The following is a 23,234-nucleotide window of genomic DNA, read 5'->3' on the forward strand; positions in this document are numbered from 1 at the left end:
CACTGTCATTCGCCATGATCAGCCCCTCCATTACGACGCGCCGCGCGCTCCAGAAACCATTCCCGCTGATCCGCCAGAGGCGCAGGCCACCGTGCGTAGACGTGATCGATGACGGATTCGGCCGGTTGATTTCCCGCGCGGTCGAAGTTATCCACAGACTGCTGGACCAGGCCCTGGCATTCGGCGATCAGCGCCTGCTCCCGGACTTCGTCCCAAACGCCCTGACTGGCCATGAACGACTGCAGGCGTTTGATCGGTTCTTCCTGCCACGCCTGCTTCACTTCCTCGGCGGCGCGGTAGCGGGTGGCGTCGTCCGCGGTGGTGTGATCACCCAGCCGGTAACTCAGGCACTCCAGCAAGACTGGCCCTTTGCCTTTGCGAGCCCGCTCCAGCGCAATCTGCATCCGGTCGTACACGGCCAGCATGTCGTTGCCATCCACCTGTTCGCCATGAAAGCCGGCGCCAATGGCCTTTTGCGCCAGCGTGGGCGCGCCGCACTGAATCCGGCGCGGGACTGAAATCGCCCACTGGTTGTTATTGATCACGAACACGACCGGCAATTGCCATGCGCCAGCGACATTCAGGGCCTCCAGGAAATCACCTTTGCTGGTAGCGCCGTCGCCACACGTAGTGACGGCCACTCGATGCTCGCCGCGAATCTTGAATGCACTGGCGACGCCGCAGGCATGCAGCGCTTGTGTCGCAATCGGCACGCAGAGCGGAAAGTCCTGCGCCACCGAGGGTTCGGCGTAGTCGCTGCCGCGTTCGTCTCCACCCCAGTACAGGAGAATTTCTTCCATGCGCACCCCGCGCATCAACTGCACGGCGGTGTCGCGGTAGTACGGAATCAGCACGTCTTCAGGGTGCATCAGGCTGCCGATCGCCACGCCGATCGCTTCCTGGCCCAAGGTCGGGGCGTAGGTGCCGATGCGTCCGGTGCGTTGCAGGGCAACGGCTTTCTGGTCGAAGAGCCGGGTCAGGACCATCTGCCGATAGAGACGCGTGAGAAGATTGAAGTCATCGGCCCAAGGGGGAAGTTCTCCGGTCAGGCGACCGTCGGGGGACAGATAACGGGTGTACGCAAGCTCGATCTTGTTATTGGACATTGCACACTCCTGAGCACGCGGCGACGCCATGGCGATGCACGCGTGATGGTCAACACTCGCCACTTGTGGTCGCGAGCTTGGTTCGAACAGCTCCGGTGAGGCGCTTATTCGAGGTTCAACAGGCGTTCTGCCAACGCATCGGCAACCCGCGCGGGTGAGCGCTTCTCGGCCTGGGCGTGGGCAAATACTTCAGTCAGCCTTGTTCCTATCTGCGACAGGTGCGCAGTGATGGTGCCTGGCTGTTCTCCCTGATGCTGAAGGGCGACGTAGATGAGGCCGCCGGAATTGATCACATAATCGGGTGCATAGAGGATGCCCCGCGCCTCCAGTTGATCGGCAATGGCGGGGCAACTCAGTTGATTGTTGGCGCCGCCGGCCACCGCTGCGCAGCGCAGTTTGGTGACGCTGTGGCTGTTGAGGACGCCGCCAAGACCGCAAGGTGCGAGGATGTCGCACGGCGTGCTGAGCAGCGCTTCGCTGGCGATCGGTTTGGCGCCAAGCTGTTCCATGGCCAGTTGCACCTTGCCGCTGTCCAGGTCGGACACCAGCAATTCGGCCCCCGCGGCGTGCAGTTGCTCGGCCAGTGCATAGCCGACATGGCCCAGCCCCTGAATCGCCACGCGCAGGCCTTCCAGGTTATCGCTGCCCAGTCGCGCCATGGCGGTGGTACGGATGCCGGCGTACAGGCCGAGCGCAGTGTGCGCGGAAGGATCGCCCACTTCGGTGGTGCTGGTCACGTGCTGGGTATATTGAGCGATACAGTCCATGTCTTCGCTGGACGTTCCGCTGTCCATGGCTGTGATGTAACGGCCATCGAGTGTCTGAATGAAGCGGCCGAAGGCTTCGAAGAGCGCTGCGCGATCGGGAACGTGAGCAGGCCGCATGATCACCGCGGATCCGCCGCCCAGAGAAAGCCCGGCGAGCACAGCCTTGTAGCTCATGTTCCTCGCCAGTTGGATGGCATCTTCAATCGCGCTCTCTTCGTTTGGATAGGAGAGATAACGACAGCCTCCCAGCGCCGGCCCCTTCCGGCTGCTGTGAATGGCGATCACCGCTTTGAGGCTGGTGCGCGGATCGACGATCAGGTGCAACGACTGCACGCGTGAGCTTTGCATGAGAGCGAACATAGGCCGTGCTCCCGTTCTTTTTTGTATTGGCGAGTATAGGCGCTGCCAGAAAAAACGACGGGGCCGTGCGCCATATCCAGACGACCAGCCTGACCGGCGATACTTGAAGCACCGACTGGCGATCAACACTGGACGAAGCCTGCCACCGAGGCTACAACGTGGATTCAAGAACCAGATTTCGGACGCCTGATCCTGTCGGAGAAGTCGATGAATCCTCGCCAGTTGTGCATCGCCTGCCTGCAACGTACGCCACCGGCGACCTTCGAAGCGGCGATGTGGATATCCGTTGAGCACGATGCAAACTTTGATCTGGAACGGACGCGTGAGCAACTGTCCGTGCTTGAACGCAACGTCAGCGCAGCCCTGCCTATGTTGCCCTCTTCGGAGCTGGCACAACCGCTGTTGCGACAGCTCGCCACGTACGGTTTTCAGCTGGACGATGCCGCCCAGCCCAAACCTCAGGCGGCGTTGTTGCACAAGATCATTGAACGTCGCCGAGGCCAGCCATTGGGGCTTGCACTGATTGCCCTGGAGATTGCCCGAAGGCTCGAGATCCCGCTGGAAGGGGTCAACTTCCCAGGGCACTTTCTGTTGCGCGTGCCGGGTGCCGATCACACGCTCGATCCCTGCGGCGGCAGGCGGCTTTATCCCAAGGATTGCAGGGAGTTGCTGTTACGCCAGTTCGGCCCAGACATGCCGCTGCGCGCCGAGCACATGGTCACGGCGACGCCGGTGGCGATGCTTCAGCGGTTGTCGCGCAACCTGCGGCATCTGCACCAGATCAACGACGACCTGATTGCATCACTCAAGGATGCCAATCGCGTGATGGAGCTGGGTCAGGCCAACACCAGCGATTACCTTGCTCGCGCCAGCCTGTACCAGAATCTTGAATGCCCCCAGGCCGAGCGTTTCGACCTGGAGTATGCGTTGCTGTTAAGTGATGATCCGGTACAACGGGTGCGGCTGACTCAGCGTCTTGGCCAACTGCCCGGCGACCGGGTCGTTCACTGAAGCGTCTTGTAAGCTGGGAAAAGCCACGCGCGCTGATCAGGCCGTCAAATGATCACGCCGCCCCGGGCCATGCTTGAAGTGACGGCCCTGAGCCCGATGCTTTTGAGTATGGTCTGCGTGCCCTGGCTCAACGCGCGGACCCCATCGCCAGCCAGCAACAGGCCGCTCACCGCAAATACCAGATGCGGCAACGCAGTCGCACGATCGCCGTAGCTGTAGGCAATCGCGCCACGAAAGAAACTGACGCCGCTTGTCACCACGCCCCAGGCGACGCCCGCCAGCGGAAAGGGCAACAGAAGAATGGTGCCGGTCCATCTGACGACCGTGTACAGCACTTCCGCCCACTGCTCTGCGGTGCTGGTGGTCTGGGCATCCACGTCAAAAATCATGCGCCCCAACATCGTGTCGTACAGCTTATACACATCGGTGATGACATCGTCGGCAGACACCATTGGCTGAAGGACCTTGATCGACTCCGGGTCACGCTTGAGCCCTCGTGCCATCTGTTCGTAGAGCGTGCCGACGCTGGGTTGGCCCTTATAGGAAACCCGGTGATAGTAATAACTGCGCATCTCATGAGACTTCAGTAACTGAAGGTAATCGGTCACCGGCCGGAACGACGCGCCATCGGGTGCATCAGGGGTGTAGAGCAACTTGAACGCAGGATTATCGGAGTTGAAATCCCTGAAGATATACACGCCCTGGACAATGTGACCGGCGAGTCGGAAGGGAGACATCGCACGGCCTCGATTACGCTCTCTGAGTAACACATCGCTCGCCAGCACGTCCTCATCCAGCCCTACGATCATGTCCACCAGCCAACGATATTGCTGTTCGCTCAATGAGCCGTCGAGGAAATGAGAAATGGCGGCGCGGCGCATCTGAAACTGCGTGCGCATGCCCATCAGCGCACGTCGATGTGCGTATTGAGGATGGCTGGCGTTCAAAAAGTCGCTTTTGAGGTAGTCGATATAGCGCGCGCCGAGGTTGGCCTTCCTGAGTTGCTGATCGACGAACTGGACGAAATACAGCGGCCAGTCCAACGGGTTTTGCCCTACAGACGAATACATCGGCGCTGTCGGCCGGTAGGCGTATTGATCGGAGTAACCCTCGGCCATCAGACTGGTGAGCGTACGCAGATGGGTGTACTCACTGAAGTCAGGCGAGTCGGTATAAGCCGTATTGTGGACATCGAAGTAAAGCGTGTCCGGATCGATCGAGTCATTGATGCCGTTGGCCTGTAAGTACTCATCGAAAGCGGCTCTGGTTTCGCGAATGACGAAATCCTTATAAGACAGCAGCCCTCGGATCGCTTCTCTGAACTCCCTGTCCAGCCAGTCCAGACGCGCATCGATGAATGCCAGTGTGCGGCGGTTCGCGAAAGCGGTTTCGTTCCTGAGTTCCAGAACGTCTGCGTCCTGCTGGTTCAGGACGCGATCGACCTTGTGGCTGATCAGGCTCAGCAGGTTCGTTTCGTACGGTTGTACAGCCAATGGCTCGAAAGAAATACTTTCGCTGCTCCAGAGACTGGGTTTGAGTTGAATGGCGTGCATGAAGGATTCAGGATCATTGCCATTGTATTCGGCGACCTGATCGGTCACGTAACGCCTGCCCGACTCGGTCGCGATCCACCCGCCGACTTCGTTGGCAATCTGTTGCCAGGAACCTTCGAACAGGTCCTTGCCCGCAGGCGCGCCCGGTGCATACAAGACAAAGTGTGCATCGCTCCCCAGACCGTTGCAGAACACGATCGCGTCCTTGAATCGTGTGCCGGTGGCGGCGAGCGAAAGACTGCCCATCCTGAGCGGCGCGTGAGTGAGCGCCACGTCTGCGCGCACGCCTCTCACCCATTCTTCGCTGCGCGCATCGCGCAGATGCCCCTGCATCACCGCACCGCAGACGCTCAACGCCAGAGCACTGTCACGCATGTGAACCAATGCGCGCTGAACGCTCGCTTGCGAATAGCGGTCCCTGAGCATCTGCGCATAGCGACGCTGAAGATCGACTTGAGTGACCAGATCGACGACGAAGCTGAAATCGAACAGTGGACTGGATTTGCCCGCCGGCAATTCGACGATGCCATTCCGGGCAGCGAAAGGAAGTCCGGAAATGGCGAAATCGAACAACGACTTCTTGTGATGTGTGCTGATCGTTCCACTCTTGAGCGCAACTTCATCCGGCACGCTGACGATGACCTGACGAGGATCGACGCTGTAACCCAGGCGCTTCAGGACATACGCATCGATTTCCTTCAGTCCGAACGTTTCCAGGGACTCAAGGCCTGCAAACATGCTGTCGACGGTCTCGCGACGTTGCTGATGTTCGGCTTCCAACAGTACGTACTCTTCGCGATGTGCCGGGTCAGCGTATGTGAACCAGCCCGGCCTGAAGCTTTCATTCGCCTGCACCGTCAAGGCTTTCACGCGGTAGCCCAGTGCATCGCTCAGCGCGGCAGCAGGCTGAACGTGCTCCATGCGATCAAGAAACACCGAAAGCTGTGCGTCATTGCGCGCTTGGCTGAGCAGGTAGTTGAAATCATGGACCTGTCTGTTCAGCAGGACGTCCATCTGGCGACGCAGAATGGGCTCAAGCAGGGCCACGGGATGAAACGTCCCCTGGAGCGCGACTCCCCGCTCGACTTGCTGTCGCAGCGGCGCAGGCAGGCAGCCGAGCAGCAGCTCATCGCGTGACGGGCCTGCGAGTCGGTGGCTCAATGTTTCGGTGAGTACGCTGAGCGAGTCCATCCGCTCCATGCCTTTGCCCGGGATCAGCAGAAACACGGCCGACGCGTCTTCGCCGGACGCCGGCTGCTCGATGGCAATCAGCGGTAACTCCCACGTGTGGCCCTCTTGAGTCACGAGGCTGATCGAAAACCCGCCTTGCGGCACATCGTCGTCCAATGCCTGAAGGACATGTTCCTTCTCGCTCAGCGTGATGGCTTGAGTCGCACAGTGGATTTGCGCCTCGCATTTCAACGCCAGGGTCTGCTGATCACTGATGATTTCTCGAAGCTTCGCGGTCCGCGAAGCGTCATCTGGCCGGGCGTGGTGGGCGTTCCAGAAGGCGTGGATCTGGCCTTCGAAGCGCCCCGGCAACACGTCCACAAGCTGGCGCACGGCGCTGGTGACGCGCTTCGTTTCGTCAGACGAAAACCTGTGAAGATCGGCGACCGAATCGTGTCGCTGATAAAACTGAAGGTCTGACTTTTCGAGAAAACCATGACCATGAATCATCGAGTGAAGCAGCGCGTCGGTGAGCGACAGGGACTTCACGCCAGTATCGGCCACGCTGTTTAAAAAGATGCTGTCGGGGTTGGAAATCCGCGTACCGCGAGGCAAAAAGCCTTGCAGAAGGTCGAAAGCCACGGTCCGAAGCGACGGCGCATTGTTCATCAGATCAATGCAGCAAGCCGAGGCGCCTGCGAGTTTTGCCAGGTGGCCGGTCACTTCGTCCAAAGCGCGGGCGTGCGGGTTTGTTGGTTGAGCAGGCGTAAAAGAAAGGTCGTTCATTTGAAGCTCCAAGATAGGCCACTCGCCCCGCCAGGCATCCAGCCACGGCGGTGAAACAACGAGCAGCAAAATGAGACTCCATCAAACGCCATTGGCGTTTCACGACAGGAATAATTAAATATTTATTGCAGCCCCGCATGCCGACACAAACAGTGCGACGCTACACCAACGCCGTGACAGAAAGATCCTCAACTCGCGTTCAAGGGTTTCGCAAGAACGCATTGTTGCCTCGTCCGTAAAGGTGCTTGTCTTAAACAGGTCTGTTTCTTTTGCCCGCCAATCTTCATCATTACGCCATTGACTCAGCGTCACTGTTTCCCTGCTTGTGCTTATGCGGGATACGAGCTCGCTTAGTGAGTGTCATCGACGTTTGATTTTTCAGCTCCTGGATCTAACGTCTTGTTTAGCCGCTGCCGCTGCAGCGGCTTTTTTTTGCAGTCAATATATTCAACGCAGCAGATTTTTCTCAGCTGAGGGTTGTTGGCTATGATAAGCACCCGTTGAAATATTCAGACTTATCCTGCGGCATTATTAGCTATGCTAGCGCTGGGCATGGCTCAGGTGTCCCAATCAGCCACTGCTGCACCCGGGGCTCAGGCTGATCAATGCTACAAATACAGCAGCCAGATGTCGCCGGGAGTTGCCGCACCGGGCGAATACAAAGTGATCCACAGTTACACCGTCAAATGCGGAACAACAATGCACCACCTGACCGTCCGAACTCAGCAGGGATCTGTGCAGCCTGTCACGGTCGAACGTTTCCAGGGTGGGCGTTGGGTCGTAGTGGCGAGTAATGCCTATGACCCTTCGGCCAACTGGGGCGCAGGCAGCTTTCGCGTCATTCTGAATAACCGCAACGGCAACGCGCCCGTGGGCTATGGTGGCAGCTTCTCGCTGCCACTGTAACGCACACAAAGGCCAGAATTCCCGGGGGTTCAGGCCCTTATGCGGCTAGGCACGGATGTTGACCAAGGCTCTGGGCGGCGGTCGCTTGGCGCGCTCATCCAGCGCCTGCGTCACCGACATAACCGTTTTTAGTTTGGTTAACGTATCGTTGGCAAAGCTACGCCCCTCGGTAATACAGCCGCTCAGAAATGTTAATTGCCGCTCGAAGTAATCATACATATCAACTGGGTTATTCAGACCTATCTCATTACCCTGCGCATCAAACTCAATATCAATACCTGACAACCAACCCGACGTTCCATAATCAATAATGCCCAGCCCCACGAGCACACTTCCGATTTCCCTAAGCTCTCGATTGGTTGTGTTGCGCGGGTCAAAACCCGAGATATCCAAATTAAAGCCTTTGAGTTTCTGGGCGTTTGACACCGTCTCATCGGCCCAGTATTGACGGACCTTTTGACTGATACTTTCCTCCTCAGCGGACGCTCCAGAGTCAGTCAAAAATTTTCTGTCCGGCACTACGACATAATTACTGAGCCGCTCACGGATTATTGAGAAATTTTGAAGCATGGCCACCTCCACGACAGACAGGATTACTTTCGTCCTATCGGAAAGTCGTTACGCTCCTTGAGCCCACAAACCTGACATTGGGGGAAAATAGATAGGTCCTACAATCCTTCAAATAACTCTCCTACAAAAAACTGCCAATCCGACCTCGGACTGGCAGCTCCTCAGTCAGGCAACGCCCTCAGCCCGGAAACTTCTGCAGGTTGGCCATCATTTCCTTCAAGGCTTCCACATTGTCGCCCGGGTGGACCGCGTCCTCGAAGTCGCTGATGGTTTGCCATTGGGCGGCGACGTCATCCGGGGTGAAGCCAGCGCGTGGATCGAAGCCGGCGCCCAGGCTACGCTCCCAGCGGACTTTGCCGATCCAGCCGCCACCGACTTCGTACAATCCAGAGGTGTCCTGGCATTGCTCGCTGCCCAGATACACCACCAGCGGGCTGACCAGCTCCGGCTTGAGCAATTCGAAAACGCTCGCGGGAATCAAACCCTCGGTCATCCGGGTGCCGCCGGTGGGGGCGATGGCGTTGACCAGGATGTTGTTCTTACGCCCCTCGATGGCGAGTGTGCGGGTCAGGCCGTAAAGTCCCAGCTTGGCCATGCCGTAATTGGACTGGCCGAAATTGCCGTAGATACCCGAAGTGGAAGACGTGAAGATCACCCGACCGTAGTTCTGCTCCCGAAGATGCGGCCAGGCAGCGCGCGTTACTTTGTAGGCCCCTTCGACGTGGACGCGATAAACCAGATCCCAATCGGCGTCTTCCATTTTCGCGAAACTTTTGTCACGCAGAATCCCTGCGTTGTTGACCACCACGTCGATTCGACCGAAAGCGTCCAGCGCGTTCTGTACGATCTTGTCGCCATCGGTGACCGAATCATGGCTGGCCACGGCCTGGCCGCCCTGCTCGCGAATCTCCGCCACGACCCGATCCGCCGCCGAGGCGCTCGCCCCTTCCCCGTGGGCAGACCCGCCGAGATCGTTGACGACGACTCGCGCGCCGTGGCGAGCGAACTGCAATGCATGCGCCCGACCAAGTCCCCCGCCTGCGCCCGTGACGATCACGACCTTGTCATCAAAACGTACGGTCTCACTCATAGTGCTCTCCCGAGAATGGTGCCGTTCCCAGTGTGCCGTCCAGACAGGTGCCGGACAGCAGAAGATCTGGAACACGCGAATCAGTCATCGAGTGTCGACCAGTCAGGCGCCGGTCACAATCAACACGAGGCACTCTGAATGGTGATCGATAACGCAGCGGGATGATCAGGCTGGGGGGCGTCCTGGACAGGACGCGGAGGCACGAGACACGTGCGCCGCTCAGCAATGTCGGCGCGAAACCGCTGATAATGCCGCAACAACAGCGCGGGCGACTCGGTGTGAGGGTAGCGCCCGATCCCGGGGATCAGCACTGCGTCGGGGGCGGGGATCAACTCGCGATACCGGTCGGCAGTCCGCGTCCCGACGTAAGGGTCAGCGACACCGTTTATCAGGCGCAACGGCAGGGAAGTCTGCTGCATGGCCTGCACCCAGCGGTCGCGCTGAGCGAGACGCTCCGGGATGTAGGTGATCAATCGGTGGAGGATGCGTTGCCCGCCGTTGCTGGTGATCAGGCTCCAGAAATCATCGAGTTCACTTTCGCTCGGCCGGGTGTCCGGACCGAAGATCCGGCTGAAGCCATTGTCCAGACTGGCGCGGTCGAACAGGCGGGTCACCAGCCAGCCGAGCGGGCTCAGCAACCATTTGTGTACACGCCGCAGCCGATGGGTTTCGGGAAATAATACGCCGTTGAGAAACACGCAGCTGGCCATCTTGAAAAGGCCCTCGCCTTCGCGGGCCAGCAGTTCCTGAGCGACATTGCCGCCGTATTCATGCGCAAGGACATGAACCGGCTGGCTGACGCCCAGATGGTCGAGCAACGCTTGCTGCAGGTCTGCCTGTTCCAGCAGGCTGTAGTCATGGTCGCGCGGCTTGGCCGAATCGCCGAAGCCCAGCATGTCGCAGGCGATCACACGATACTGACGCGAGAGCGGTTGCCAGAGGTAATTCCAGTCCCAACTGGCGGTCGGGAATCCATGCAACAGCAATAAAGGCTCGCCCTGCCCCGCGCTCCAGTAACGGATGACCTGTCCCTGAAACTCGAAATCATGCCCACGGGTGCGCCAGACACTGAGCGGGATTTCTGCAAGGCCCATTACAGGCCGTATCCCGGCGAAAACTGGTCGAGTTTGCGCAGCAGCGCTGGCCACGCCAGATGCCCGCCCATGCCTTGGGCACTGCGCGTGACGCCGGCGATCATCGCTTTGGCTCCCGCCAGAATCTGTCCGTCGATGCCGATCAGTTCGGCACCACTGCCTTGCGCCAGGACCTGAATTTCACACGCGCGCTGAAAGGTGAACATCATCAGGAAGGTGTCGGCGATGCTCGATCCGCAGGTCAGCAGCCCGTGATTGTTAAGCATGAGAAAGTTATTGCCGCCCAGATCCGCCTGCAGCCGGGCCTTCTCGTCGTGATTCAACGCGACACCTTCGTAACCGTGATACGACAGGCTGGCGAGGACAAAAAGCGCTTGCTGGCTGATGGGCAAAATACCCTGCTTCTGAGCCGAAACAGCGACGCCGGCCGCGGTGTGCGTGTGCAACACACAATTCACATCGTGCCGCACCTCGTGCACCGCGCTGTGAATGGTGTAGCCGGCAGGGTTGATCTCATACGGGCTGTCCATGAGTTTCTTGCCCGACTGATCGACCTTGACCAGGCTGGACGCAGTGATCTCGTGAAACATCAGACCATACGGGTTGATCAGAAAGTCTTCGGTATCCGGCACCTTGGCCGAGATGTGCGTGAAGATCAGATCGTCCCAGCCATGCATCGCCACCAGGCGATAACACGCGGCAAGATCAACGCGGGTCTGCCATTCGGCTTCACTGACCTGATTCTTCACGGGGCTGCTGGAAGAGCTGAGGGTATCGGTAAACACCTGGGCGACTTTCACGATCGGCTGTCCTCGGGATGGTGTCGTGCTCTCATTGGCTCAGCAGTCTAGTCAGCCCCCAGCCGGGCGCTACTTGCCTTGGCAGCCACGTTAGTGGCCTGGCGAGTCACGAAAACCGGCAGCGCTCTGCAGCGCGTGCCTCAGAGCATCCACACCAAAAGCGGCGCCGCAAACAGATTCATCAGGCCGGTCAGCACCATGACCAGCCCCGCCACCGATCCTTCCTCGCCGCCGACCTCGCGCGCTCGGCTGACGCCGGCACCGTGGGCGCCCACGCCAAACAATGCGCCGCGCGCCAGGGCCGTGCGCAGCGGCAGCCATTTGAGCAACACGCCGCCAAGCGCCGCGCCGAAGACGCCGGTGCACATCACGAACACCGCCGTCAGCTCCGGCACGCCGCCCAAGTCATGGGCCAGCGGCATCGCAAAGGGCGTGGTGATGGAGCGAGGCACAAGGGACATCGCGACCGACGGGGCGAGCGCCAGAGCTCGGGACAGGCCGAAAGAGCTGGCAATCGACGCCGCGCTGCCTGCGAGCATCCCGATCAACAAAGCAGGCCAGTGCCGCGCCAGCAGCGCCCGTTGTTGCCAGATCGGCACCGCGAAAGCCACCGTCACAGGCCCCAGCACCAGCATCAGCCAATGGGTATTCGTAGAGTATTCGGCGTAAGCGGTGTGCATCGGCACGGCGATGGCCAGCAACACAATGGGCACCATAATCAATGGCGACAGCAGGTAGCGGCCGGTCCGGCGGTACAACCAGCGACTGGTGAGGTAGGCGGCCAGTGTCACCACCAGCCAGAACACCGGCATGGGCTCGAATCTCATCCGCGCGGCTCCTGCGAGCGTTCTTTCAGGCGGCAGACGAATTCGACCGTAAATGCCGTGACCAGCATGACCAACAACGTGCTGCAGCCGATCACCAGCATGATGCGCCAGCCATCGGTGCGTAACAGCGTGCCGTAGTCGAGCAGACTCATCAGCGGCGGAATAAAGAAGAGCAGCATTTCCGCCAGCAGCAATCCCGCGCCCAGTTGCAGCGTCGCCGGTTTCACCCAGCCTGTCGCGAAGGTCATCAGCAACAGCGCCAGACCGATTACACCGCCCGGAATCGGCCAGTTCAGCCACAGCGCGACTTCACAGCCCAGCTGATAGATCGCCAGCAAGACGGCGATTTCGACAATCAGTCGGGAAAAGTGAGACAAACGTTTCATGATATTCCGGTCCTCTGGGGAGTTCAGTCTATCGACCGAACCGGAATCTCAAAAACGAATTGTTTGACTTGCAAGAATTCCATTTCGGAATACAAAGCATCACACTGCGTTCACCGCTCATTCAGGAATCTGCTCTGCGATGGAATTCAAGCAACTGCGCAGCTTTGTCGAAGTCGTGCGCCAAGGTGGCTTCACTCAGGCCGCCAGGACGCTGTATGTCAGCCAGTCAGCGGTCAGCAAGCAGGTCGCGCAGCTCGAGGAAAGTCTTGGCGTCACCCTGCTTGATCGCCATGGATCGCAAGTCAGCCTTACTGCTGCAGGGAGAATCGTGCTCAACCGTGCGGAAGAAATGCTCGTGCTGCGCAACGGCCTGCTGCGAGAGCTGGATGACCTGAGTCATCTGGCCCGCGGGGAACTGAATCTGGGCCTGCCGATGCTGGGCAGTGACACGCTGTTCGCCGAGACGTTTGCCGAGTACAGGCGGCGTTACCCGAATGTCACGATTCATCTGATCGAAGGCGGCAGCCGGGCCATCGAGCAGGCCGTGATGAGCGGCGAGCTCGAATTGGGCGGCAGCCTGACGCCCGACGATCCCGCTTTCGCCTGGCAACCTTTCTGCGACGAGCCGCTAGATGCCCTGCTGCCCGCCCGTCATCCGCTGGCGAACCTTAGTGAGATCGAACTGAGCCAGCTGGCGGATACGCCGTTTCTGCTGTATCAGCGCAGCTTCGTGCTCAACGATCGTCTGCTGCAGGCGTGCCAGCAGGTTGGCTTCACGCCCAAAGAAGGCGGGCGCAGTGGTCAGGCGGATTTTCTGGCGGCACTGGTGGCTGCCGGCCAAGGCGTGGTGCTGCTGCCGCAAGTCGTGGCGCGTGCGCTGGTCCGCCCTGGCGTCGTGCACGTCACCCTCAACGCGCCGCCGACCTTGCGATGGGACATTGCCTTCATCTGGCGCAAGGGTGCGTATCTGTCCAAGGCCGCTCAGGCCTGGCTGGCGCTGCTGCGTGAACGGGCGGCGCCCAATGGCTTGTTTACGCCTGTAACTGACTGACGAACCCGGCCAGCCAGGGCTCGGCATCGCTCTCCGGCGTCACCGATTCGCTAGCGTCCAGACGCAGCATCTCCTGCACTTCGCGAACACCCAGCTCCATGAACAGCTCACGCATCTGCTCGCCACCGCCGCAGAACGTGTCGCCATAGCTGGCATCCCCCAGAGCGATCACCCCGCCCGGCAGACCCCGCCATGCCGCCGGCAACGTGTCGCGCAACTGGCTGTACAGCGGCAGGATGTTGTCCGGCAGCTCGCCCAGCCCGGTGGTGGACGTCACGGCCAGCAAGGCCTGCGGAGCAAACGCCTGCAGATCCGCCAGCGTTGCGCGCGGGTTGAAGAAGACCTCATGGCCGGCGTCCTTGATGATGGCCTGTGCGTGACGAGCGACTTCTTCGGCCGAGCCGTACACCGAGCCTGAAACAATGGCGACTTTCATTGTGCGATCCTGTGACTGAGTAAAATCGTGCGGCATTATGCCCCAGAGCGGCGCAATGTCTTAGAATGCCGCCTTTGCAATGCCAGGGAGGAGCATTCAGTGATCAACGCAAAACTGCTGCAACTGGTCGTCGACGAGTCCAACGACGGAATCGTGGTAGCCGAGCACGAAGGCGATGACGACATTCTCATCTACGTCAACAAAGCTTTCGAGCGCCTGACCGGCTACAGCGCGCAGGACATCCTTTATAAGGACTGCCGTTTTCTTCAGGGTGACGAGCGCAATCAGTTGGCCAGAAAGGTCATTCGTCAGGCGCTTGCCAAAGGTCAGCCCTGTCGTCAGATCTTGCGCAACTATCGCAAGGATGGCACGTCCTTCTGGAATGAGCTGTCGATCACGCCAGTGTTCAACGATGCGGAAAAGTTGATGTATTACATCGGCATCCAGAAGGACGTGACAGAGCACGTGTTGGCACAACAGAAAGTTGTCGAATTGCAGGCGGAACTGGCGCAAGCTCGAGCAGAGATTGAAGCGCTGAAACGGTAACGTCCTGTAACTGACGAACGGCAGCAACCAATCAGCGAATTTCGGGTCTGCTTTCTCAATAACCGGTCAATCGAGCTCGAACATGCAGCGCGACAATATCCTCACGCAGGATGAGCTGGACTTCATCCAGAACATGCAGCGCAACCCCAAGCTGAACTTGCGTGACAAGTCCCGCAGCCTGGTGGTTAACGGCGGCGTGCAGATTCAGGATCTGCTGACGCGCCTGGCCGCACATGAGCAAGTGACGATCCAGGCCCAGTTCGACAACCAACAGATGACCTTCCCCCTGCATCTGGTCGAGGACGAATTCCACGCGTTGCACCTTGAGCTCGGCGCTCCGAGCATTTTTGAAGAAGGCCCGCGTATTCGTCCATGGCGCCTGACGCTGCCGGAACCGATGGCACTCGAGACGGAAAAAGGCTCGCTCACAGCGCTTTGGGTCCACGAGATTTCGTTCAAGGGCATCCTACTTGAAAACCGCAAGCAGACCAAACCGCCAAAGTATTTCTCAGCGTGGTTCACCCCGCCCGGCCATGCGCCCATCGCGCTGCGCGGCACGTTCGAACGCCTGACCGAGCAAGGCCTGGCGGCTTATCGCTTGAGCCAGAACAGCAAGGAAGACACTGAGCGCCTGCGCCAGTACATCCTCCAGCAGCATCGCAAGATCCATCCCTCGATGCACCTGTGACGTGACACGTCGCAGGCGGCAGGCCGAAGTTGGCACTGCCCGGCGATCGTCAGCCTACCCTCACGTATCCAGTCGCCCCGCCAGAAATAACTGCAAGCGCCGCTGCATCAGTTGGCCTTCGCTGCCGAGGCAGCCGATGGCGGTGCCGCTGAGGCTGTCGAGGGCCATGTCGGCGATTTCCCCGGCCAGCAGCAACGGGCAGTTCAGGCTCAAACCCAGACGAACCAGCTTCTTCGGCGTGTCGGCGCTCGGCAGCGAGTTTGAGAAGAGCACCAGCGCCTGCGGCCGCATTTTGCTGCACACCAGGCTCAACTCTTCAAGGGGCTGCCCGGGAGCAAGCACGCTGACAGCCACGTCGCTGGTGCTCATCAAAATGCCCGCCACCCACAACTCCAGCTCTCGACAGCCGCCTGGCATCGACGCCAACAACACGCGCTGACTGGCCGAGCCTCGCGTCAGTTGCACCCGCTGCAAAGTGCGCGCCCGCAGGAAGCTGTCCAGAAAAAGCCATTCGCTGATCTGCCCGAAACCGTCATGCCGCGCAGCGAACTCGCGCCAGACCGGCATCAACAACTCCTGAAACACGACCGGCAACGGGTACGTCGAAAATATCTGGCCATAAAGTTGGTCCAGGCGATTCTCATCGAATTCGTTGACCGCCTGACGCACCTGAGCTTGCCAGCTGCTCTGTTCGGCGGCATCGATCACGCTGTGCAACGCTCGCTCTTGAGCCCCCAGCCCGCCGATGCCGGCGAGTATTTTGCCGACCTTGCTCACCGACACGCCGCGCTCGATCCAGTCGGTGATGCTGCGGATGTTGTCGATATCGGCCTGGGAATAAAGCCGATGGCCGCTTTCAGTGCGGGTAGGCGAAATCAGGCCGTAGCGACGCTCCCACGCCCGCAGCGTGACTGGGTTGACGCCAGTCAGACGCGACACTTCGCGGATCGGAAACAGCTCGGTGTTATTGAGTTCTTCAATGCCGCGCGAGTCGGAAAGCATTTGAGTCATGGCGGGCCAGATCACTGTTGGATTCGGTCGCATTGTAGCGGCGCAAACCGGCAAAGAGGCGCTTTGTCCGACGAAGACGGATGGCTTTATTCAGGGAATCAGGAATAATCCTTGCTTGCTTTTCCAGTGAAGCTGACGCAACGCCACCACCCCGGCACTGCGCCATGTGATTTCCCTACCCGGGAAGCTCACTCGTTATCGGAGATACACAATGTCTACCTCACCCGTCACGCTGATGGTTGCCCGTCGCGTCGCCCATGGCCGCTATCAGGAACTGATTGCCTGGCTGCATGAAGGCGAACAGCTCGCTACAGACTTTCCCGGCTACCTTGGCTCTGGCGTGCTTGCGCCGCCTCCGGGAGATGACGAATTCCAGATTATTTTCCGCTTTGCCGATGAGGCCACGATGCACGCCTGGGAGCATTCCGCGTCTCGACGCTCCTGGTTGGTGCGCGGCAGCGGCCTGTTTGCCAAGAATTCCGTGCATCGCGTACGGGGTATGGACGGCTGGTTCGGTACCGTTGGTCAGCGCCCGCCGCGCTGGAAACAGGCCGTCGCGATCTGGCTGGCATTCTTCCCTGTCTCGCTGATCTTCAATTACGTGCTGGGTCCTTTGCTGGGTCAGCTGGAATTGCTCCCGCGCATCATGATCAGCACCCTGATCCTGACGCCGTTGATGGTGTTCTGGTTCATCCCGCTGTCGACCCATCTCCTGTCGGGCTGGCTGAACAACCATGTGCAGGTGCCCACTGCCGCCACTGAGTCCGCCTCGACCCGCTGACCTTGCTCCGCGGTTTTCGCGGGAGCCCGTTGGCGGCTTTCCCGCGATCACCGCGCATACCGGCCCCGCGCTCATACCCTACAGTTGTACACCACTGACCATTGGGTTAACTTTGCCCAGGACGGTCATTCTCTGATGGCGCAATGAAAGCAGCTCGCCGCAGATTCGGAATCGACTGGCCGCCCTCTCTCTTCTTTCTTGATGACCACGTGAGCAGCCATGGCTTCCTCTCTTGCCCCAGTCCTGATCACGGGCGCCAGTCAGCGCGTCGGTCTGCACTGCGCCGAACGCCTGCTGCACGAAGGCCAGCCGGTGATCATCAGCTATCGCAGCGAGCGACCGGGCGTGCAGCGCCTGAAAGAGCTGGGCGCGGTGGTGATTCAGGCCGATTTTTCATCGCAAGAAAGCGTGATGAATTTCATCGCGCAGCTCAAAGCGCAGACCGACAGCCTGCGCGCGATCGTGCACAACGCATCGGACTGGCTCGCTGAAACGCCGGGCGACGAGGCCGAAGTGTTCACTCGCCTGTTCAGCGTCCACATGCTGGCGCCGTATCTGATCAATCTGCACTGCGCCGAACTGTTGCAGCGCAGCGAAGTGGCCGACATCGTTCACATTGGCGATGACGTCACGCGCAAAGGCAGCAGCAAGCACATCGCCTACAGTGCAAGCAAAGCGGGGCTGGAGAATCTGACGCTGTCGTTTGCCGCCAGATTCGCGCCCCATATCAAGGTCAATGGCATCGCTCCCGCCATGCTGATGTTCCAACCCGACGACGACGCGGCGTACCGCGCCAGAACGCTGGCCAAATCTGCGCTGGGCATTGAACCCGGCGCCGAGGTGATTTACCGGAGCCTTCGCTATCTGATTGACAACCCGTACGTTACCGGCACCACTCTGACCCTGAACGGCGGACGGCACGTCAAGTAAGCCGCCCCGAGGACCCACTTAATGACATTGTCACTGCCACAGCACTACCGCGAGATCCTCGTCGGCCTGGGTGAAGATCCTGAGCGCGAAGGGTTGCTGGACACGCCCAAGCGCGCGGCCAAGGCGATGCAGTATTTGTGTCATGGCTATGCTCAGACGCTTGAGGAAATCGTCAACGGCGCGCTGTTTGCCTCCGACAGCGACGAAATGGTGATCGTCAAGGACATCGAGTTGTATTCGCTGTGCGAGCACCACCTGCTGCCCTTCATCGGCAAGGCCCACGTGGCTTATATTCCGACCGGCAAGGTTCTGGGGCTTTCGAAGATCGCCCGGATCGTCGACATGTTCGCCCGACGCCTGCAGATTCAGGAAAACCTCACACGGCAGATTGCCGATGCGATTCAGGGTGTCACCCGCGCTGCGGGCGTGGCGGTAGTGATCGAAGCCCAACACATGTGCATGATGATGCGCGGCGTCGAAAAGCAGAATTCCACCATGAACACTTCGGTGATGCTTGGCGCCTTCCGCGATTCCACCACGACACGCATGGAATTTCTGCAATTGATCGGACGGAGCAAGTAGTCCATGGCAAGACTTGAACCAGGCACCGCGCGCATTCGGGTCAAAGACCTGTGCCTGCGCACTTATATCGGCATCAATGAGGATGAGATCCTCAATAAACAGGACGTGTTGATCAATCTGACGATCCTGTACGCGGCTCAGGAAGCCGTGCGCGACAACGATATCGATCATGCCCTCAATTACCGCACGATCACCAAGGCGATCATTCAGCACGTGGAAAGCAACCGCTTTGCCCTGCTCGAACGTCTGACCCAGGAAGTGCTGGATCTGGTGATGAGCCACAAGGCGGTGCAGTACGCCGAGGTGGAAGTCGACAAGCCGCACGCGCTGCGATTCGCCGAATCGGTGTCCATTACCCTCGCCGCCGAACGTTGAACATCGGGCACTGAGCATCGCCCGCTGGTCTTCCCGATTCGGGCACTCACCTCTATGGGCGCGCACTCATCCGCGCCCACGGCTCGTGCATCCGATCGACGAATACCATTGCCCGCCCTGCCCCGCACTCTTATCATCCGCCCCACCTTCATTCGCACAGAGTCCATCATGACCGAGCAACAACGCCTGGAACTCGAAGCCGCCGCCTTTCGCCGTCTGGTCGCGCATCTGGACAGCCGCAAGGACGTCCAGAACATCGACCTGATGAATCTCGCCGGCTTCTGCCGTAACTGCCTGTCGAAGTGGTACAAGGCCGAAGCTGACGAAAAGCACATCGACATCAGCCTCGATGACGCCCGCGAAGTGGTTTACGGCATGCCGTACAGCGAGTGGAAATCCAGATACCAGAAAGAAGCCAGCGCCGACCAACAAGCGGCGTTCGCCAAGGAACAGAAACATGACTGACCTGAACGCCCTGCGCAGCAGCCTGAAAAGCGGCGAGCACGTCTTCGCTGACACACTGGCTTTTGTGGCCGCCCATTACGACTACCAGCCTCAGGCGTTCAGCAACGGTGCGGTAGAAAACGCAGCGGGTCAGAACGAGGGTTCGTGCAAGACGTTGGGCCTGGCATTGCTGGAAGGGCTGAGTGACGAAGAAGCGCTACTGGCCTTCGGCGAACACTACCGCTCCGTGACTGCATCGCCTGAAGGCACCGATCACGGCAACATCCGCGCATTGATTGCCAACGGGCTGGCGGGCGTGAAATTCAGCGCGCAGCCGCTGACTCGCAAGGCGTAACGCCACCTTCGCCTATGTAGGAGCGTGGCTTGTCCCGCGATCGGCGACGCAGTCGTCGTGAATTCGGTGTACGCGGTGTGCCAGATGCAACGATGGAGCTGACTTTACGACTGCTGCGCAGCAGATCGCGGGACAAGCCACGCTCCTACTATGAAGGCGATCATCAGACACAAAAAAACCGGCCCTTGGGCCGGTTTTTTATGTTTTGAAGCGTTGGATCAGAACGACGCGTTCGCCAGGCCATCCAGGTAACGCTCGACATCCAGTGCCGCCATGCAGCCTGCGCCAGCCGAAGTAATCGCCTGACGGTACACGTGGTCAGCCACGTCACCGGCCGCGAACACACCTTCGACGCTGGTCGCCGTTGCATTACCTTCGCGACCGCCTTGCACGACCATGTAGCCGTCCTTCAGCGCCAGCTGGCCTTCGAACAGCGACGTGTTCGGCGTGTGACCGATTGCGATGAAGACGCCATCGACTTTCAGCTCCGAGAAGCTGCCGTCGTTGTTCTTCAGGCGCGCGCCGGTTACACCCATGTCGTCACCCAGCACTTCGTCGAGCGTCGAGTTCAGCCTGAGTTCGATCTTGCCTTCCGCCACACGTGCATGCAGCTTGTCGATCAGGATCTTCTCGGCGCGAAACGTCTCGCGACGGTGAACCAGAGTCACTTTGCTGGCGATGTTGGCCAGGTAAAGCGCTTCCTCAACGGCAGTGTTACCACCACCGACGACCGCCACAGGCTTGTTGCGATAGAAGAATCCGTCGCACGTTGCGCAGGCCGAAACACCCTTGCCCATGAACGTCTCTTCGGACGGCAGGCCCAGGTAGCGAGCGCTGGCGCCCGTGGCGATGATCAGTGCGTCGCAGGTGTAGGTCCCGCTGTCGCCCTTCAGGCTGAACGGCTTGCCGGCCAGATCGACGGCGTTGATGTGGTCGAACACGATCTCGGTCTCGAAACGCTCAGCGTGTTCACGCATACGGTCCATGAGCGCCGGGCCGGTCAGGCCGTGGGGGTCGCCCGGCCAGTTGTCGACTTCGGTGGTGGTGGTCAGCTGACCACCGGACTGCATGCCGGTGATCAGCAGCGGCTTGAGGTTGGCGCGTGCCGCATAGACCGCAGCGCTGTAACCGGCGGGGCCGGAGCCGAGAATAATCACTCGGGAATGACGTACATCAGACATGACACACTCCTATTGACCGGCCATCGTTCACGTGTGGTCGGAGTCACTGTGGTCTAAGCCGGCGCACCGGCTGGAATAAAAAGGGTTGGCGACGGCTTGAAAGCCATTCGGTTGTCCCGTTCGCCAATCCTGAAATCATGACGCTGCGACCTTGGCCGCAGCGAAGGTATTACAAGCTGGTAGCGTTTGCAGCCAGGTAATCAGCAACGCCCGAAGCGTCGGCTTTCATGCCTTTCTGGCCTGGACGCCAGCCAGCAGGGCAGACTTCGCCGTGCTCTTCGGTGAACTGCAGTGCCTCGACCAAGCGCACCATATCGTCCACGTCGCGGCCCAGTGGCAGGTTGTTCACCACCTGGTGCTGAACGACGCCAGCCTTGTCGATCAAGAACGAACCGCGCAGCGCGACGCCGTCTTCGTGTTCGATACCGTAAGCGCGAGTGATCTCGTGCTTGATGTCGGCAACCATGGTGAATTCGACTTCACCGATACCGCCCTTCTCCACTGGCGTGTTGCGCCATGCAGCATGGGTGAAGTGCGAGTCGACGGAAACGCCGACGACTTCAACGCCCAGCTCACGGAATTTACCGATGCGGTTGTTGTGGGCAATGATCTCCGACGGGCACACGAACGTGAAGTCCAGTGGCCAGAAAAACAGCACAACATATTTGCCTTTCAAGGACGACAGCTTGAAGCTGTCGACGATCGAACCGTCACCCAGTACGGCCGCTGCTTCGAAATCAGGGGCTTGTTTGTTTACCAGAACGCTCATCAATACTCCTTCGAGGCTCAAAGTGAATGGAAAGAGGTTTAAAAGTTGCCCGCAAGCTTATCGGGGCGGCAGAGATTAAGGAAATATCGATTCACAATCCAGCTCATAGACCCCACCTATCCACGATCGAATGCCGCACGGTTCCGTCGATAGACTTTATCGGCCAGAGATTGTTTCGGCGAATGTCATGATGCCCGTCCAGCTTCCGCGCCCGCGACAAAGCCGGTAAGGTCGGCGCGACTTCAACACCTGGAGGCCTTTATGCCTGCACCCGCCCTGTCCGGCCCGCAATACCTGCGCGAAGGCCTGAAATTGGTCCTCAGCCCCGGGCTTCGCCTGTTCGTTCTATTACCGCTGGCCATCAACCTGGTGCTGTTCAGCGCCCTGATCTACTTCGCAGGACACGAATTCAGCCTGTGGGTCGACTCCTTCATGCCCTCGCTGCCAAGCTGGCTGAGCTTTCTCAATTACATCCTGTGGCCGTTGTTCGTGGTGCTGATCGTGTTAATGGTGTTCTTCACCTTCACCATGATCGCCAACATCATCGCGGCACCGTTCAACGGATTTCTCGCTGAAAAGGTCGAAGTGGTGCTTCGAGGCAAGGATGATTTCCCCGCCTTCAGCTGGGCCGAACTCATCGAAATGGTCCCGCGCACCCTGAGCCGCGAGATGCGCAAACTGGGCTATTTTCTGCCACGGGCCATCGGCCTGTTCATCCTTTCGTGGATACCCGTCGTCAACATCGTCGCCGCGCCGTTATGGCTTGTGTTCGGCGTATGGATGATGGCTATCCAGTACATCGACTACCCCGCCGACAACCACAAAATGAGCTGGCAAGACATGCTCGCCTGGCTGCGCGCCAAACGCTGGCAAAGCATGAGCTTCGGCGGGATCGTGTACCTGGTGCTGCTGATCCCGGTGGTCAACATCCTGATGATGCCGGCAGCCGTGGCCGGCGCGACGCTGTTCTGGGTAAGGGAGCGCGGGGCGGAGACACTGGCGGAGCGGATTCGGTGACAAACCAGAAAGGCCTCGAAAGAGGCTTTTTTTTCGGCCTGATCCGTCGGTCATCTCCCCGAAAAATCAGGAAAACACCTACTGGAGTCTTCCCAACGTCCTACGCACTGTCTGTTTCACCATTGACATTGCCCCTTCCGGGCGAGCGACGTCGGGTTGCCCTGGCTGACGCTTCCATCATCGGGAGTTACATGTCCATGGAATCGAACCGTATCAATGCTTCAAACAGCACAACGTTGCCGGCCTCTTCTTTTCTGATGGAAAAGAAGTCAAAAGCCGACTCCCATGCACCCAAGTTCATGCAAGCGCTGGAGCAGGCCGTTGATAACTTCGCGACAAAAACGACCAAGGCAGCACCGGAAGCACTCACCAGCTATGTGCGGCCGCGCTCGCATCTGGAGTTGGTCAGCCTCAATCCTCGGCAGACCGGCTACGTCCCTGAAGCCGCGGCGCTGGAAAAAATCGGCAGTTCACGGATAGTGCCATAGCTTGTGGGCAGCTAAGCGGACGCCGCTCTGCGCTCGGACAAAGGCGGTGTTCGGCGCCGGTTGGCGTTTCTGTAACCGGCCGGACAGCGCCTCTTGTGTACAGATGTTTCATCCGTCACAAATCCATCACTCAACCGCCATACAAGCGCAATGC

26 protein-coding genes are annotated in these 23,234 nt (G+C 59.4%); 13 read left to right on the plus strand and 13 right to left on the minus strand.

The window, feature by feature from the left end:
- Positions 1-5: 5 nt before the first annotated feature.
- Positions 6-1,106, minus strand: coding sequence for a pyruvate dehydrogenase (acetyl-transferring) E1 component subunit alpha (gene pdhA / locus BMZ10_RS12510; RefSeq protein WP_093462191.1), 1,101 nt, complete (start codon positions 1,104-1,106; stop codon positions 6-8).
- A gap of 104 nt (positions 1,107-1,210) precedes the next feature.
- Complete coding sequence (locus BMZ10_RS12515) at positions 1,211-2,233, minus strand: Glu/Leu/Phe/Val dehydrogenase family protein (RefSeq protein ID WP_093462194.1); 1,023 nt, start codon at positions 2,231-2,233, stop codon at positions 1,211-1,213.
- 207 nt (positions 2,234-2,440) lie between these two features.
- Between BMZ10_RS12515 and BMZ10_RS12520 the strand changes: the two genes are divergently transcribed.
- The gene (locus tag BMZ10_RS12520) at positions 2,441-3,244 is read left to right on the plus strand and encodes a SirB1 family protein (protein ID WP_093462197.1); all 804 of its coding nucleotides are present in this window, start codon (positions 2,441-2,443) and stop codon (positions 3,242-3,244) included.
- A 44-nt stretch (positions 3,245-3,288) separates the two neighbouring features.
- On the opposite strand, the gene BMZ10_RS12525 is transcribed toward BMZ10_RS12520, so the two are convergent.
- Positions 3,289-6,753: a dermonecrotic toxin domain-containing protein gene (locus BMZ10_RS12525; RefSeq protein WP_143070289.1), complete on the minus strand. Its 3,465-nt coding sequence runs from the start codon at positions 6,751-6,753 to the stop codon at positions 3,289-3,291.
- A 552-nt stretch (positions 6,754-7,305) separates the two neighbouring features.
- On the opposite strand from BMZ10_RS12525, the gene BMZ10_RS27440 reads away from it, so the two are divergent.
- Positions 7,306-7,659 carry a hypothetical protein gene (locus BMZ10_RS27440; RefSeq protein ID WP_143070290.1) on the plus strand — a complete coding sequence of 118 codons (354 nt, stop codon included), beginning with the start codon at positions 7,306-7,308 and terminating at the stop codon, positions 7,657-7,659.
- Positions 7,660-7,704: 45 nt separating this feature from the next.
- On the opposite strand, the gene BMZ10_RS12535 is transcribed toward BMZ10_RS27440, so the two are convergent.
- From BMZ10_RS12535 to BMZ10_RS12560, 6 genes are all read right to left on the minus strand, one after another.
- Complete coding sequence (locus BMZ10_RS12535) at positions 7,705-8,229, minus strand: hypothetical protein (RefSeq protein WP_093462206.1); 525 nt, start codon at positions 8,227-8,229, stop codon at positions 7,705-7,707.
- A gap of 178 nt (positions 8,230-8,407) precedes the next feature.
- The gene (locus BMZ10_RS12540) at positions 8,408-9,319 is read right to left on the minus strand and encodes an SDR family oxidoreductase (RefSeq protein WP_093462209.1); all 912 of its coding nucleotides are present in this window, start codon (positions 9,317-9,319) and stop codon (positions 8,408-8,410) included.
- Positions 9,320-9,438: 119 nt separating this feature from the next.
- Positions 9,439-10,413 (minus strand): alpha/beta fold hydrolase, encoded by a 975-nt coding sequence (locus tag BMZ10_RS12545; protein WP_093462212.1) that lies wholly within the window; start codon positions 10,411-10,413, stop codon positions 9,439-9,441.
- Positions 10,413-11,198 carry a class II aldolase/adducin family protein gene (locus tag BMZ10_RS12550; RefSeq protein ID WP_093462600.1) on the minus strand — a complete coding sequence of 262 codons (786 nt, stop codon included), beginning with the start codon at positions 11,196-11,198 and terminating at the stop codon, positions 10,413-10,415. The genes BMZ10_RS12545 and BMZ10_RS12550 overlap by 1 nt, the downstream gene beginning before the upstream one ends.
- Before the next feature lie 155 nt (positions 11,199-11,353).
- The gene (locus BMZ10_RS12555) at positions 11,354-12,040 is read right to left on the minus strand and encodes an LrgB family protein (RefSeq protein ID WP_093462215.1); all 687 of its coding nucleotides are present in this window, start codon (positions 12,038-12,040) and stop codon (positions 11,354-11,356) included.
- Complete coding sequence (locus tag BMZ10_RS12560; protein WP_093462218.1) at positions 12,037-12,426, minus strand: CidA/LrgA family protein; 390 nt, start codon at positions 12,424-12,426, stop codon at positions 12,037-12,039. Before BMZ10_RS12560 ends, BMZ10_RS12555 begins: the two co-directional genes overlap by 4 nt.
- A 139-nt stretch (positions 12,427-12,565) precedes the next feature.
- On the opposite strand from BMZ10_RS12560, the gene BMZ10_RS12565 reads away from it, so the two are divergent.
- Positions 12,566-13,477, plus strand: a complete 912-nt coding sequence (locus tag BMZ10_RS12565; protein WP_093462221.1) for a LysR family transcriptional regulator — start codon at positions 12,566-12,568, stop codon at positions 13,475-13,477.
- Here BMZ10_RS12565 and BMZ10_RS12570 read toward each other — a convergent pair.
- Positions 13,458-13,913 carry a flavodoxin gene (locus tag BMZ10_RS12570; RefSeq protein ID WP_093462224.1) on the minus strand — a complete coding sequence of 152 codons (456 nt, stop codon included), beginning with the start codon at positions 13,911-13,913 and terminating at the stop codon, positions 13,458-13,460. The two genes, BMZ10_RS12565 and BMZ10_RS12570, sit on opposite strands and share 20 nt — an antisense overlap.
- A 99-nt stretch (positions 13,914-14,012) precedes the next feature.
- On the opposite strand from BMZ10_RS12570, the gene BMZ10_RS12575 reads away from it, so the two are divergent.
- Both BMZ10_RS12575 and BMZ10_RS12580 read left to right on the plus strand, forming a co-directional pair.
- A complete protein-coding gene (locus BMZ10_RS12575; protein ID WP_093462227.1) occupies positions 14,013-14,459 on the plus strand; it encodes a PAS domain-containing protein in 447 nt (148 codons plus the stop codon).
- An 82-nt stretch (positions 14,460-14,541) separates the two neighbouring features.
- Positions 14,542-15,147 (plus strand): hypothetical protein, encoded by a 606-nt coding sequence (locus BMZ10_RS12580; RefSeq protein WP_093462230.1) that lies wholly within the window; start codon positions 14,542-14,544, stop codon positions 15,145-15,147.
- Positions 15,148-15,207: 60 nt separating this feature from the next.
- Here BMZ10_RS12580 and BMZ10_RS12585 read toward each other — a convergent pair whose 3' ends face one another.
- A complete protein-coding gene (locus BMZ10_RS12585; protein ID WP_093462603.1) occupies positions 15,208-16,158 on the minus strand; it encodes a MerR family transcriptional regulator in 951 nt (316 codons plus the stop codon).
- Between the two features lie 211 nt (positions 16,159-16,369).
- Between BMZ10_RS12585 and BMZ10_RS12590 the strand changes: the two genes are divergently transcribed.
- The 6 genes from BMZ10_RS12590 (at position 16,370) to BMZ10_RS12615 (ending at position 19,625) form a co-directional block, all read left to right on the plus strand.
- Entirely contained in the window at positions 16,370-16,939 is a 570-nt protein-coding gene (locus BMZ10_RS12590) for an antibiotic biosynthesis monooxygenase (RefSeq protein WP_093462233.1), read from the plus strand.
- A 219-nt stretch (positions 16,940-17,158) separates the two neighbouring features.
- Positions 17,159-17,869 carry a dihydromonapterin reductase gene (gene folM / locus BMZ10_RS12595; protein WP_093462236.1) on the plus strand — a complete coding sequence of 237 codons (711 nt, stop codon included), beginning with the start codon at positions 17,159-17,161 and terminating at the stop codon, positions 17,867-17,869.
- Between the two features lie 21 nt (positions 17,870-17,890).
- Entirely contained in the window at positions 17,891-18,451 is a 561-nt protein-coding gene (folE, locus tag BMZ10_RS12600) for a GTP cyclohydrolase I FolE (protein WP_093462239.1), read from the plus strand.
- A gap of 3 nt (positions 18,452-18,454) precedes the next feature.
- Positions 18,455-18,826 carry a dihydroneopterin triphosphate 2'-epimerase gene (folX, locus tag BMZ10_RS12605; protein ID WP_093462242.1) on the plus strand — a complete coding sequence of 124 codons (372 nt, stop codon included), beginning with the start codon at positions 18,455-18,457 and terminating at the stop codon, positions 18,824-18,826.
- A gap of 168 nt (positions 18,827-18,994) precedes the next feature.
- Entirely contained in the window at positions 18,995-19,291 is a 297-nt protein-coding gene (locus tag BMZ10_RS12610) for a DUF1244 domain-containing protein (RefSeq protein WP_093462245.1), read from the plus strand.
- Positions 19,284-19,625, plus strand: coding sequence for a HopJ type III effector protein (locus tag BMZ10_RS12615; RefSeq protein ID WP_093462248.1), 342 nt, complete (start codon positions 19,284-19,286; stop codon positions 19,623-19,625). Before BMZ10_RS12610 ends, BMZ10_RS12615 begins: the two co-directional genes overlap by 8 nt.
- A 218-nt stretch (positions 19,626-19,843) precedes the next feature.
- Here the strand turns inward: BMZ10_RS12615 and trxB are convergent, their stop codons facing one another.
- Together trxB and BMZ10_RS12625 are read right to left on the minus strand one after the other, a co-directional pair.
- Positions 19,844-20,806, minus strand: a complete 963-nt coding sequence (trxB, locus tag BMZ10_RS12620) for a thioredoxin-disulfide reductase (RefSeq protein WP_093462251.1) — start codon at positions 20,804-20,806, stop codon at positions 19,844-19,846.
- 169 nt (positions 20,807-20,975) lie between these two features.
- On the minus strand, positions 20,976-21,575 hold the full coding sequence (locus BMZ10_RS12625; RefSeq protein WP_093462254.1) for a peroxiredoxin: 600 nt from the start codon (positions 21,573-21,575) through the stop codon (positions 20,976-20,978).
- 261 nt (positions 21,576-21,836) lie between these two features.
- On the opposite strand from BMZ10_RS12625, the gene cysZ reads away from it, so the two are divergent.
- On the plus strand, positions 21,837-22,592 hold the full coding sequence (gene cysZ / locus BMZ10_RS12630; RefSeq protein ID WP_093462257.1) for a sulfate transporter CysZ: 756 nt from the start codon (positions 21,837-21,839) through the stop codon (positions 22,590-22,592).
- A gap of 197 nt (positions 22,593-22,789) precedes the next feature.
- Entirely contained in the window at positions 22,790-23,080 is a 291-nt protein-coding gene (locus BMZ10_RS12635) for a hypothetical protein (RefSeq protein WP_093462260.1), read from the plus strand.
- Positions 23,081-23,234: the final 154 nt, after the last annotated feature.

This window comes from Pseudomonas sp. NFR16, from assembly GCF_900108875.1.
Taxonomy (GTDB): domain Bacteria; phylum Pseudomonadota; class Gammaproteobacteria; order Pseudomonadales; family Pseudomonadaceae; genus Aquipseudomonas.

Coding starts and splice junctions, on each gene's coding strand:
- BMZ10_RS12520 (WP_093462197.1), top strand. CDS start 2,441: ATGAATCCTCGCCAGTTGTGCATCGCCTGCCTGCAACGTACGCCACCG.
- BMZ10_RS12555 (WP_093462215.1), bottom strand. CDS start 12,040: ATGAGATTCGAGCCCATGCCGGTGTTCTGGCTGGTGGTGACACTGGCC.
- BMZ10_RS12525 (WP_143070289.1), bottom strand. CDS start 6,753: ATGAACGACCTTTCTTTTACGCCTGCTCAACCAACAAACCCGCACGCC.
- BMZ10_RS12570 (WP_093462224.1), bottom strand. CDS start 13,913: ATGAAAGTCGCCATTGTTTCAGGCTCGGTGTACGGCTCGGCCGAAGAA.
- pdhA (WP_093462191.1), bottom strand. CDS start 1,106: ATGTCCAATAACAAGATCGAGCTTGCGTACACCCGTTATCTGTCCCCC.
- trxB (WP_093462251.1), bottom strand. CDS start 20,806: ATGTCTGATGTACGTCATTCCCGAGTGATTATTCTCGGCTCCGGCCCC.
- BMZ10_RS12565 (WP_093462221.1), top strand. CDS start 12,566: ATGGAATTCAAGCAACTGCGCAGCTTTGTCGAAGTCGTGCGCCAAGGT.
- BMZ10_RS12625 (WP_093462254.1), bottom strand. CDS start 21,575: ATGAGCGTTCTGGTAAACAAACAAGCCCCTGATTTCGAAGCAGCGGCC.
- BMZ10_RS12540 (WP_093462209.1), bottom strand. CDS start 9,319: ATGAGTGAGACCGTACGTTTTGATGACAAGGTCGTGATCGTCACGGGC.
- cysZ (WP_093462257.1), top strand. CDS start 21,837: ATGCCTGCACCCGCCCTGTCCGGCCCGCAATACCTGCGCGAAGGCCTG.
- BMZ10_RS12635 (WP_093462260.1), top strand. CDS start 22,790: ATGGAATCGAACCGTATCAATGCTTCAAACAGCACAACGTTGCCGGCC.
- BMZ10_RS12560 (WP_093462218.1), bottom strand. CDS start 12,426: ATGAAACGTTTGTCTCACTTTTCCCGACTGATTGTCGAAATCGCCGTC.
- BMZ10_RS12585 (WP_093462603.1), bottom strand. CDS start 16,158: ATGACTCAAATGCTTTCCGACTCGCGCGGCATTGAAGAACTCAATAAC.
- BMZ10_RS12535 (WP_093462206.1), bottom strand. CDS start 8,229: ATGCTTCAAAATTTCTCAATAATCCGTGAGCGGCTCAGTAATTATGTC.
- BMZ10_RS12590 (WP_093462233.1), top strand. CDS start 16,370: ATGTCTACCTCACCCGTCACGCTGATGGTTGCCCGTCGCGTCGCCCAT.
- BMZ10_RS12615 (WP_093462248.1), top strand. CDS start 19,284: ATGACTGACCTGAACGCCCTGCGCAGCAGCCTGAAAAGCGGCGAGCAC.
- BMZ10_RS12545 (WP_093462212.1), bottom strand. CDS start 10,413: ATGGGCCTTGCAGAAATCCCGCTCAGTGTCTGGCGCACCCGTGGGCAT.
- folE (WP_093462239.1), top strand. CDS start 17,891: ATGACATTGTCACTGCCACAGCACTACCGCGAGATCCTCGTCGGCCTG.
- folM (WP_093462236.1), top strand. CDS start 17,159: ATGGCTTCCTCTCTTGCCCCAGTCCTGATCACGGGCGCCAGTCAGCGC.
- folX (WP_093462242.1), top strand. CDS start 18,455: ATGGCAAGACTTGAACCAGGCACCGCGCGCATTCGGGTCAAAGACCTG.
- BMZ10_RS12580 (WP_093462230.1), top strand. CDS start 14,542: ATGCAGCGCGACAATATCCTCACGCAGGATGAGCTGGACTTCATCCAG.
- BMZ10_RS12515 (WP_093462194.1), bottom strand. CDS start 2,233: ATGTTCGCTCTCATGCAAAGCTCACGCGTGCAGTCGTTGCACCTGATC.
- BMZ10_RS12610 (WP_093462245.1), top strand. CDS start 18,995: ATGACCGAGCAACAACGCCTGGAACTCGAAGCCGCCGCCTTTCGCCGT.
- BMZ10_RS27440 (WP_143070290.1), top strand. CDS start 7,306: ATGGCTCAGGTGTCCCAATCAGCCACTGCTGCACCCGGGGCTCAGGCT.